Source organism: Mesorhizobium sp. M0159, from assembly GCF_040322295.1.
GTDB lineage: Bacteria > Pseudomonadota > Alphaproteobacteria > Rhizobiales > Rhizobiaceae > Mesorhizobium.
This window is the reverse complement of record NZ_JAMYTF010000093.1, coordinates 1-10,532: the sequence shown is the minus strand read 5'-3', so window position 1 is coordinate 10,532 and position 10,532 is coordinate 1. Positions and strand designations below refer to the sequence as shown.

The 10,532-nt window shown below is 59.4% G+C and carries 7 protein-coding genes and 6 pseudogenes; 3 read left to right on the top strand and 10 right to left on the bottom strand.

Annotated features, from left to right (window positions below; genetic code table 11):
• Window positions 1-280: 280 nt before the first annotated feature.
• The 3 genes and pseudogenes from NKJ32_RS34350 (at window position 281) to NKJ32_RS34340 (ending at window position 2,431) form a co-directional block, all read left to right on the top strand.
• A complete protein-coding gene (locus NKJ32_RS34350; RefSeq protein ID WP_352830320.1) occupies window positions 281-1,276 on the top strand; it encodes an isopenicillin N synthase family dioxygenase in 996 nt (331 codons plus the stop codon).
• Window positions 1,277-1,311: 35 nt separating this feature from the next.
• Window positions 1,312-1,695 (top strand): annotated as a pseudogene (locus tag NKJ32_RS34345) (IS66 family transposase); the annotation flags it as partial.
• Window positions 1,696-2,128: 433 nt separating this feature from the next.
• A complete protein-coding gene (locus tag NKJ32_RS34340) occupies window positions 2,129-2,431 on the top strand; it encodes a LysR family transcriptional regulator (protein ID WP_352830319.1) in 303 nt (100 codons plus the stop codon).
• A gap of 584 nt (window positions 2,432-3,015) precedes the next feature.
• Here NKJ32_RS34340 and NKJ32_RS34335 read toward each other — a convergent pair.
• The 10 genes and pseudogenes from NKJ32_RS34335 to gabT all read right to left on the bottom strand — a co-directional run bounded on the left by NKJ32_RS34335 (window position 3,016) and on the right by gabT (window position 10,420).
• Complete coding sequence (locus NKJ32_RS34335; RefSeq protein ID WP_352830326.1) at window positions 3,016-3,189, bottom strand: group II intron maturase-specific domain-containing protein; 174 nt, start codon at window positions 3,187-3,189, stop codon at window positions 3,016-3,018.
• Between the two features lie 96 nt (window positions 3,190-3,285).
• The gene (locus tag NKJ32_RS34330; protein ID WP_352830316.1) at window positions 3,286-4,386 is read right to left on the bottom strand and encodes a tyrosine-type recombinase/integrase; all 1,101 of its coding nucleotides are present in this window, start codon (window positions 4,384-4,386) and stop codon (window positions 3,286-3,288) included.
• A gap of 133 nt (window positions 4,387-4,519) precedes the next feature.
• A pseudogene (tnpB, locus tag NKJ32_RS35680) lies at window positions 4,520-4,606 on the bottom strand (IS66 family insertion sequence element accessory protein TnpB); the annotation flags it as partial.
• A gap of 26 nt (window positions 4,607-4,632) precedes the next feature.
• Window positions 4,633-4,974: an IS66-like element accessory protein TnpA gene (tnpA, locus tag NKJ32_RS34320; RefSeq protein WP_352830323.1), complete on the bottom strand. Its 342-nt coding sequence runs from the start codon at window positions 4,972-4,974 to the stop codon at window positions 4,633-4,635.
• Window positions 4,972-5,290, bottom strand: a pseudogene (locus tag NKJ32_RS34315) (IS110 family transposase); the annotation flags it as partial. The pseudogene NKJ32_RS34315 and the gene tnpA, both read right to left, overlap by 3 nt.
• Before the next feature lie 104 nt (window positions 5,291-5,394).
• Window positions 5,395-5,560 (bottom strand): annotated as a pseudogene (locus tag NKJ32_RS34310) (group II intron reverse transcriptase/maturase); the annotation flags it as partial.
• 629 nt (window positions 5,561-6,189) lie between these two features.
• Window positions 6,190-6,318 (bottom strand): annotated as a pseudogene (locus NKJ32_RS34305) (diaminobutyrate--2-oxoglutarate transaminase); the annotation flags it as partial.
• 210 nt (window positions 6,319-6,528) lie between these two features.
• Window positions 6,529-7,122 carry a GNAT family N-acetyltransferase gene (locus tag NKJ32_RS34300; protein ID WP_352830310.1) on the bottom strand — a complete coding sequence of 198 codons (594 nt, stop codon included), beginning with the start codon at window positions 7,120-7,122 and terminating at the stop codon, window positions 6,529-6,531.
• A gap of 788 nt (window positions 7,123-7,910) precedes the next feature.
• A pseudogene (locus NKJ32_RS34295) lies at window positions 7,911-8,836 on the bottom strand (ISNCY family transposase); the annotation flags it as partial.
• A 234-nt stretch (window positions 8,837-9,070) separates the two neighbouring features.
• A complete protein-coding gene (gene gabT / locus NKJ32_RS34290) occupies window positions 9,071-10,420 on the bottom strand; it encodes a 4-aminobutyrate--2-oxoglutarate transaminase (RefSeq protein WP_352830308.1) in 1,350 nt (449 codons plus the stop codon).
• Window positions 10,421-10,532 lie beyond the last annotated feature (112 nt).

The window sequence follows — 10,532 nt, the reverse complement described above, 5'->3', positions numbered from 1 at the left end:
GAGAAGGCCAGCGCACCAACCGAGGAGCGGCCATGACCACGCTACTGCAAATCTCGCTGGCGAAGCTGCCAGCCGATGCAAGACGACAACGAAGAGCGCGAGTGCCTACGCATGCCCTGCCAGGAGTTCGGGTTCTTCTACCTTATTGAGCACGGCACCTCGAAAAGAATTCTCGGCACAGCCTATTCAGGCTTCCCTACGGTTCTTCACGCTGCCAGTCAAATAAGAAAATGGCCCGAAATCGTTGTGCCGACTCACATTGTCAAACAAAGGTGTATTCATGTCTAAGGATCTCGTGGTCAGACTGGACGACAAGCTGCGCGCGAAACGCGAAAGCTTTGACAAGATCCCCCTGGTTGATATAGCGCCGCTTCTCGATGGCAGCAACAAACAGAAGGTGGCCAAGGAGATACGTTGGGCCTTGTCGAACACTGGGTTCATGTATGTGAAGAACCACGGCATTGCTCAGGATTTTGTGGATCCTGTATTCGATGTGAGCCGTCGCTTCTTTGATCTGCCCATTTCGCAGAAGATGACATTGCATGTTAGCAGATCCGATGTGGCCCTGCGCGGATACATTGAGCCGTTCGGGGAGAACACCGATCCGGGCAAAACGAAAGACCTGAAGGAGTGCTTTGACTTCGGACCTGAACGTTCGACGCTGGAACGTCCGTTCTTTGGCCCCAACCAGTGGCCCTCAAATCTGCCCGAGTTTCGGGAACTAACATACGGATACCATCAAAAGATGGTGGACCTCGCGAAAAAACTATTGCAGGGCATTGCGCTCAGTCTGGACCTGTCGGAAGGCTATTTCGAAAGCCTCATGCGGCAACCGATCAGCATTCAGCGCTTGCTTCACTACCCGCCGCAGAGTGGCTATATTGGCGAAGAGATTATCGGTATTGGCGCCCACACAGATTACGGCAATCTGACCATCCTTGCGCAGGACGACGTGGGTGGTCTTCAGGTCATGAACCGAGATGGCGATTGGGTCGAGGGCATTCCGATCCACGGCACATTCGTAATCAACATTGGCGACCTCATTCAGCGGCTCACGAACGATCTCTATCTGGCGAACATGCACCGCGTGGTCAATATCTCGGGCCGCGAGCGATATTCGATCCCCTTCTTTATCGACGCTGATTTCGATGCGATCATTGAACCATTGCCCTCTTGTGTCACGGACAGCAATCCGCTTCGCTACAAGCCGATGACGTGCGGCGAGCACAAATTCGGGCGTTTCGCAGCAAGTTACGCTCACTTGGCCAAAGCGTGATGGAGCGGACAGGCAATTACTCACGTGACACTGCCTGCGGCACTTTAAGGGCCAGACTGGCCGAGCTTGGCGAGGACGTCACCGAGAAATGAAGGTCATCCCGCGCCAGTATGCGAGGCGATCACGCAGCCGCCTGGACCCTTCCAATGTGGCGTCGCGCGGCTTTGCCGGGCCGAACCTGTTGGCGATGATCCTGTTTGAGAGGTTCCCCAGCATTAGCCGTTGACCGGCGGAGCGCGCTGTCACCACGGGGGCCATCCATCTGAGCCTCTCCAGGCTCGGACTAGGTGGGCGCCTGTGCCGTGGTGCTGAAGCCGGTGCGCGCGTTGATCGAGGCGCATGTGCTTGCTGCCAAGCGTCTGCATGCTGACGGCACTACCGTGCCGGTCCTGGCGAGCCGCAAGGCCGATACCGGCCGCAGCTAGGCTATGTCCGAACTTCTCGCTACGGGAATCGTGTCGTGGCTGGCCCCACGCTGACCACCTCGGCAGGGAAACGATGGTATGGGCCTCTTCATACTCCGCACGGTGGCCGGATCTCATCGTCAATGTGACAGTCCCGTGCATGTCTATCCACAATCCCTATGTCGGGAGCTGGATCAGAATGTCGGAAACCTGACGAAAGGTCGCAGGGGCAGGCCGTCGGCATGCGGAAGTCGTGCAACTAAAACGGCACGCAACTTGCTCGGCTCACGGCGGACGGCCGCACTCCGTTACGAAGGATGGTCTGAGTGACCGAAATGGTGGCGGTTCTTTATGGGCCAGAGGACGAGCGGATACCCTGTTGCTTGTTCGCCACTCCCAATCTGATTTGGAGTCTTAAGTGGTTCCTCAGTATTACGATCTCCCGTCATTGACTGCTCTCACGGCATTCGAGGCCTCGGCACGCCATCTCTCATTCAAACTTGCGGCTTCCGAGCTGGGCGTGACATCGGGAGAGATCAGTCGGCAGATCAAGGCCATTGAGGACGACCTTGGTGTTCCGCTGTTTATGATGCGAGGAACCGGCGTGATGCTTACCAGCGCTGGCGAAGACATCTACAGCGTGCTGGCAACCAGCCTTTCCAAGGCATCCGATGTCTTCAGGACCATTAAACGCGATGGTTCCCGGAACGTCACGATGCCCCCAGCGATGCGTTCGCGTCGATGTGGTTGATGCCGCGCATGCCGCGCTATTGACCACTGCACGCTGATCAAAGTCGACCATATGATTTCCGACAGTTCGCGCGGCTATTGGCGCACTGAAGTGGAGCTGCGCATCCTCGAGGCTGCGGCTCATGGCCTGACGAGGCAGCGGAACTATTGTTTAGCGTGTCATCTACCCGGTCTGCGCTCCCGGCATCGCCCAGGAGCACACCGATACAACCGCCAAGTACTTGCCCCAACTGCCGCTCCGAACGTGGAAGGATCGAACCCGACTGGCCTGCTGGGACGAGGTCCTGCACCCAAAGCTCCTCGAAGCGGTCGTGGCTTAGCGCGACCAGGAGGTCATGGTTGTCATGGTATCGCAAGAACGTGCGGCACTCTGGCTTTGATCCGCACACCTGCGGCGCCCGATCCCTGAGCGGCGCCATGTTTGTCTTCGTCCAAGGGTGAGTAGGCCGGAGGGATTTCACCTGCCGGCCTCTCGCAGAACGGTGCGTGAACCTCTCGATTCACACCGCTCCCATCAGGCAAACGTATTCGTTCCGAACGCCTTCCCGTGCACAAACAGTCCTGGATTTTCCCGCGCCAGCTTTCTCACGAAGAGGCTGGCACGCGTCTTATGAACCGAAAACGCTTGAACTTCCGCATGATCCCCGCCCTGAGCTTCCGGTTGACGTAATCAGCCAGAGTGGACAGGGCCGAACGGCTGTAGCGGCCATAATCGGCTATCCATCCGCGAAGGAACTGTTGGGCGATTTCAGCCAGCATCCCCGGCGTCTGCCGCGGGATGTTCAAGCTTTTGATCGTGGCCCCATCGACTTCATTGCCGTTCGGCTGGCCGCAGGCGTGTAACCACAGAAGAACTCATCTCGCCGTGTGTTCGCCACGCGTCGCGGCCGGAACTGATACCCGAGGAAGTCGAACACGACATTCGGGTATTCCCCCCTGCGCCTTTGGTCTTTGCAATAGACGATCTTGGTCTTTGTCGGATGTATTTGAAGCCCGCATGCTGCCAGTCGGACTATCCACCTTCGGTCGAGCGCGCAGGATGTAGTCGGCGAGCGCGGCGCCGGTCTCCTCGAGGAGCGGTGCCACCCGATCACGCTTGCCCTTGGTGCGCCGGACAAAAACCTCGCCAGCACGCCAGTCGATATCCTGCAGCCGAATGGCGCGAAGCTCGCCGTTGCGAATGCCCGTGGTGGCGAGTAGCAACAGGACGGCTCGATCGCGGATGTCGACTGGCGTCGTTGCGCCGATCGCATCGATTGCGCGCCGAACGTCATCCCATGCAAGGCGCGGCGGCAAATGTGCCAAACGCCAATGGGGCGTCCTTGGGACGACGCGGGCGAGATCCTGTTCATGGTGGCCAGCCCAACATAAAAAGCGAAGAAATGTTCGGATGTGAGAAATCGCCGCCGTGCGGGTGCCGGAGGTCGCCGATAGCGACAGCCGATACTCGATAGCAGCGAGGACATGCTCAGCCGTCAACGCCTGGAGATCTTGGCCGGGATGGTGATGGCGGAACCAATCCAGAAAGCGGCGGCCGCCCAGAAGAACGCCTTCGCGGGTCTTCGGCTCCAGGCCCCGCACCTTGCGCAGATAGTCCGAAAAGGAAGCCAGAAGTGGGGCAACCGGATCATCCGCTACACTTGGAACGGAAATAATGAAACGCTCAGGAGCCACTCGCCGTGCGTGTCCCAGCGCCGATCCTGCCCCAATGCGCGGAGTATCCGTAGTAAACGTGCATAAATAGCTATCGATGACATCTTGAGGGATCGGCATCGGACCACTGCGCGGCCCGGCAAACTGGCTAAAGCGCGCTATGCGGCTCAGGTAAATCTTGGCGGACGCTCGCTTGTAACCAAGCGTGAAAAAATGCTTCGCGATGCGATCCATCTCGCCACCGAGCGCACCGCTACGCAGGCGCTTGAGCACCCCACGATACGAAAAATAGAACTCGAGCATCCTCCGACATTGCGGCGCAGAGGAACCCCGCGCCCGTGAGAGACACGAAATATTATGTGGCGGAGGATTCCAGGCTTGGCAGGCTTGGCGGGCATCTGCGCAGCTCCGCCACATAATCTCGCCCGACACATAAGAACGGATCGGCGCCCATCATCTCTCGCACCAGCGCCGCCAACCGCTCCGCGCCCTTGCGGAAGTCGACTGGCTTCGTCGCCACCATGACCTTGACCGCACCCGTCGGCCCGATCACGACGTCGCCTTCACGCGGATTACAGCAGCCACCGTCTTGGTATCGGCGCCGCGGCCTACGCGCATCGCGATACCGTCGATCTCAAGCTCGATTAAGCCGGCATCTCGAGGGGCTTGCCGTTTCCGCTGCTTCGGTGAACGGCTGGCTACAGGTTCCGCCGCCGCCACAACCGCCGGCACGAAGGCAGGAGAATCTTGCCGCACCGAAGCAGCCTGTTTGCGCGCTTCGCGGCGCCAGGCAAAGACCTGCTGCGGCCTAAGGCCATACCGACGGGCGACCTCGGAAATGATTGCGTTCGGCTCCAGCGTCTCCGCGATAATCCGCGCCTTATCATCCACAGACCACTGACGGTTTGTCTTCACTCGATCGCCGGGCTTCCTTGGAATCGACGATGGCGCGACCACAATGCATTCATGGCCCAGCGATCGGATCAGCCGATAGAGACCATAGCCGGTCGGGCCGGCCTCGTAGCAGAAATACACCCGATCGAACTTGGTGGCGATCCGCCGGATAACTCGGCGCATGCTCTCATCCGACGCGTCGACCTCGCCAAAGGAAGCGAACCTCTCCCTCCCGACCGGCGCCCGCAATCGCGATGGCGTTCCTCAGCTTCGCGACATCGATTCCGACAAATGCATCCCTATAATCTGTCACGGCTCGTCCTCCTGTGATAAGGAGCGGCTCGGACCGCCCGAGCAACCCTCGGACGCGCAGTGTAGGGCGAGCCACCTCACCGGCAGAGGCGGACATACGGTCTTACGCTTGACGACCATCCGTGCGATCCGATCACTGACGGCACACCCTTTCGCCCCCACTCTTCTTCGGAATGGAGACAGCGCGAACCGGCGGTGGGAAGTACGTCCCTGAGGACATCCGATTCCAGACCTTGTAGAGGTTTCCTGCAAGGTCCTTCTCGAACATCTCAGGGTCTGCCCGTCTTCTGAAGTCATCCTGTTTCCAGTTGTTCCAAACAATACGACCACCTGATCCGACCCCTTTGCTCCGGCCCCATTACAGGGCCTTCAACGCCCATACGGGCCGGTCCGCCCCAGTCTCCTGCATCGGTACTCTCGCCCTGCGGTTTGGCCCGCTTGAGCTTCTCCCTTTGCACCAGGAGCCTGGTTCCTGCAGTTCCGCACGAATGCCTGTGTCCGACTCACGCCTCAACGCCGGTCGCCGCCCGCCCTGTCATCCAGGCGCCCGGCGGACTTGTCCCAGGATGACGAGACGGTCCTGTTTTCGGCGACACCTACGTTCATAACGACGCGTCTTCGAAGGGTTCACTTTCGTTCGTCTTTCGGACACCCACCTGCTCGGATCTCGTCCGAACTTTTCATCCAACGCTCACCACCACGGCTCTTTACCGCAGCAGCTTGGACTAATTTGAGACCTGCTCCTGAAAGCCGATCCCGGGGGGCCGTCCCCCATCATTCACGCAGCTTTACGCTACGGTCTTAGTTCATATTGAACTCCTTCCGCTGCTCTGCAGCACACTCTCATCGTTGAAGACGAAGCGACAAGGGATCGATCCTGCCTCAGTAGAGCGTCCGGACCGTGTGCGCGGCAGGCGCCCAAACATCAAGTTCAGGCGTGATGAGAACAAGTGCCATCGGCGTTCCGATCCCCGACAACGACTTGGACAGGGTAACGATGTCAGGCACGATCTCACCCGCTCCGAAACTGGAATCTGCCCGCTGCGAGCTACTTATTACAGGCAGGTAGTACGACTTCTCGGATCCTTCCTCCACCAGTTCAGCTTGCAGAAAATTGCGATTTCTACGGGGCCGCGGTTTCGCTGCGCGACGGCCGCCCTCGGGCGCGTCAGTGCTAACGATTGTACCAAATTCATAAGGGGTAAGCAGCGCACCGAGCAATGCTGTTTGATCGCGCCACTACTGATTTGGAATAACTTCCGGATCGGCGTAGGAAGAGACGAGTAAATGATCGGACTTTACAGCCGCCATAGGATAAATCTCGAAACATCTCATTATCATGTTATTGTACATTTTGTCTCCGATATGGAAAAAGCCGACTTTCGGAGCTGCACGAAGCGAACGCTTGTTCCCTGGGCGAATGAATGCAGTGACCTTCTCAAGCGCCAAGTACTCGAAAGCAAATTGGACTGCTGCACTGCCGGCCTCTGGGCCTATCGCCTTCCCGGAGGCCGCAAGGTGGAGGTAGTATATGAGTTCCACTGTATTTGGATCTTCGGGCAGGTTCGGGCCGCAGCGCATCAATCCACACAAGCCGGCGAATTTTCTGGGTTGGGCTTCAGTTTTGACGAATACCATCCATAAGCCGAAACGATTGTGCCGCCAATGATTGATAACCCGAAGCAGTGTAGCTTTCGACTGCTCTATCGTTGGATAGACTCCATCTCCGACGGCGTTTACCACGAAAGGATCGCTATAAAGTCCATGTAGAAGAAGCTCGTCGCTGTGCGACGGCGGCCTTAGGAATAGCCGCGGCGTTTCTAGGATATGCATGAGAAGCTTCCTTTTCCGAGCCAACTTATAACTGAGCGGCGCCCACAACAACGTGGGACCATGATCTCCTAGGATGCGCGTTCCTTGGGTGAAAGTTTTAAGAAATTTCTGCAATAGTCTTGTTGGCTACGTGCTGAAAGGTTCAAATTTGCTGAGAGCGGCGGCCGTTGGACGCTGATGGAGGTTTGCTGAAGTCACCACACCCAAGGAGGTTGCATGCTCAATGTCTCGGCCACCGTGCGCGGGCTGCGCGACGTATGACGCATCGAGACACGCATCAGCGCAGATGACGGTGAACAGCTTGTCCAGAACGCGACGAGGTCAAGGAGTTCGCTCGCGATCTCAATTCACCGGAACCGAAGTCGTTCCCGCCCGGGTCGGCGCCGTCAGCGCGTCGACCCAGATCAGGGAATTAAATTTTCACGAAGTCGTCAAAGCTTTGACCTCGCCTTCCAGCGGATCGCGGCCGGTGAAGCTGCGCAGATCGGCAGGAACCAGGGAAGTGGCTGGCCATGGTCTTGACGGTCTGGAGGAAATCTAGACTAGTGCGCATCCATAAAGGCCGGTTTTTCTGAGGTTTCAAGAGTGGTTTTGGCCGCGCAATCGGTGCTGCTTGGCAGCGCGTGATGGCACGAGGCGTGCAGATCGCGAGCGAGAGCATTCGCAGCGGCCGTGCCAGCATAGAGTATCGGCCGGCGCCCGCCGGCGTGCCACTGAGCGCGACCCGATGAGTGCCGTCAGACCGGTTTGATGCGGGTGAGCGCGAGATTGTAAGCCACCACAGAGGACTAGACATAGGCCTTGAATTGGTCGAGCCCGCGCCAGGTGCAGCGCCCCAAGCCGTAGGCACGATTCAGGCAGGAGATGCCGGCGCGGAAGTTGCGCAGCTTGCGATAGACCGATAGACTCAATTGCTTTTGACCATGTCTTCGACCTTGAGGCCGCTCTTCTTGGGGAAGGCCAAGTCGCGCACGCTGCACGCCTTGGCCCGGCGCAGATTTTCGCGGCTGGCATAGCCGCCGTCGGCCGCTGCCTGCCGCGGCGCCTGGTCCCAGATGCCGATGTGGCGCTCCAGCATCGGCAAGAACCGTTCGCTGTCGGCCGGGTTTCCGGCTTCGATGACGAGGTCAAGGAGCCCGCTTCGGCCGGTGGTCAAATTGAGCTTGTGGCCATAATCGACGTCGCGGCTGCCCTTGAGGATGATGTCGGCATGCGGCTCGACAAGCTGACCAGCTTGTCGCCGGCCTGCACCGCCTCGCCGGCCAGGCCCCGCCGCTCTGTCTGGGCGAAGATCTGTTCAATCAGCGGACGGTAGTGGCGGATGTGGACCTGCCACAGTTCACCGGCCGGGCCCGCCGCCAGGGGCAGTGCGCCGCCGCCTGCTCAACATAGCCCAGCGTTTTGCGGGTGATCTTGAGCAGCTCGCGGCAGTGCTTGACCCGTTTGGGGCGGCCGCGGGCATACTGGATCGTCCGGGCCCGCTTCTTCGCCGCGCGGCAATGATCGTGCCACAGGAGGGCGCTGCCGAGTGTATCCGCCTGCTGCAACAAGCGCACCCTCACCCGCACGCATCCCACAATAGGCTGCTGTCGCTCGGCTCGTGGATCAGCGCCGCGGTGACCGTGCTGTCGAGCCGCATGACGCTGCCGGTTTCGACCCCCTCCAGGCGGGCGCACGCCAGCAGCACGAGATTGATGTCTTCCCAGGTTGCGGCCGAATCAGTCGCTTGAAACTAAAGCGTACCTGAAACCGCCCGACTTTGCCGGTGCCAAGTACCGCGATTTGTTAAGCAAATTCAGAGGCTTGCCGTTTATGGATGGGAACTAGGCTAGAGTCAAATTCGCGGGCTCCTTCCCGCCGAATTCCGGGGAGTGAAAGGGGTCGTCGAAGATGACTAACCCCAGCTTAGCAGCCAGCGCCCTCGCGATCTCGCCAATCAGATCTGCGGCTACCTTTCCAGGCGCGGCATCGCCATCTCGTCGGCATCATATAAATCCAGTGTGGCGAGGGAGGCCACCCGCGCAAGCGACTCGTCAAAAATAGCCAAGGCTTCGTCGATGATCTCGTTCGATACTGTAAGCGGCGCAAGGACGCGGATGACGTTATGCGCGGGTCCGGCCGAGGCGAGCAGAAGACCGTGTATCGCGGCGTCATCCACGAGTCTCGCCGTCAGCGCTGTCGCCGGTTGCTGGGACATTGCATCGTCGACGAATTCAATGCCGATCATCGCGCCCAATCCGCGCACCTCACCGATAATTGGGCAATTGGTCCGCAGGTTTAGCGTGCGGAAGCCGGTGGTAAGGCGCTCGCCGATTTCCATGCTGCGGGCAGCCAGGTTCTCCTCCTCAAGCACGTTCAGGGCGGCAAGTGCTGCTGCGCATGCAAGCGGATTCCCCGCGTAGGTGCCTCCGAGGCCGCCTGGGGGGACGGCGTCCATGATCAAGGACTTTCCGATCACAGCGGCGATTGGGAGTCCGCCACCGAAACTCTTTCCCAGCACTACAAGATCCGGCTCCACCCCTGAATGCTCAATAGCGAAAACCCGGCCGGTGCGAGCGAAGCCGGACTGGACCTCATCCGCGATCAGGACGATGCCGTGCGCGTCGCACAAGGCGCGCAGACCGCGTAGGAACTCCCGCGGCGCCGGCAGGAAACCACCTTCACCCTGGATCGGCTCGATCACCATGGCTGCAACTTGGTCGGGCTCGATCTGCGTCTCGAACAGGTCTCGAAGCGCTTGAAGGGCCTCGTCTGCGCTAGGGCCTCGATAGGCCGAAGGAAAGGGCGCGTGGTAGACATCTGTGGGGAAGGGGCCGAAGCCGCGTTTGTATGGGTCGAGCTGTGAGGTCATCGCAAGGGTCAGTAACGTGCGTCCGTGAAAACCGCCGCTGAAGACGACAACACCCCTTCGGCCCGAGTGGACGCGAGCGATCTTTACCGCGTTCTCCACCGCTTCTGCGCCAGTGGTGACAAGCAGGGTTTTCGCCGGCGTGGGGAACGGAGCTATCGCATTGAGGCGTTCCGCGAGCCGCACGTAGCCGTCATAGGGTATGCTGCCGAAGAATGTATGGGTGAAGCGCTGCAGCTGCGTTCTGACTGCATCAATCACCAGCGGATGCGAATGTCCGACCGCAAGCGCGCCCATGCCGCCGATGAAATCGATATATCGGCGGCCCTCCGTGTCCCAAATCTCCGCGCCTTGGGCGCGTTCAGCGCATACAGGAAACGCACATGCAACGCCACGCGGTAGCGCGCTCTCACGTCTCGCCTGGAGTTCCGCGCTCGATCGTGCCATCATGCTGCCAAATACTCCCTTGTACAAACACGTCTTGCATCGGCTGGCAGCTTCGCCAGCGAGATTTGCAGTAGCGTGGTCATGGCCGCTCCTCGGTTGGTGCGCTGGCCTTCTC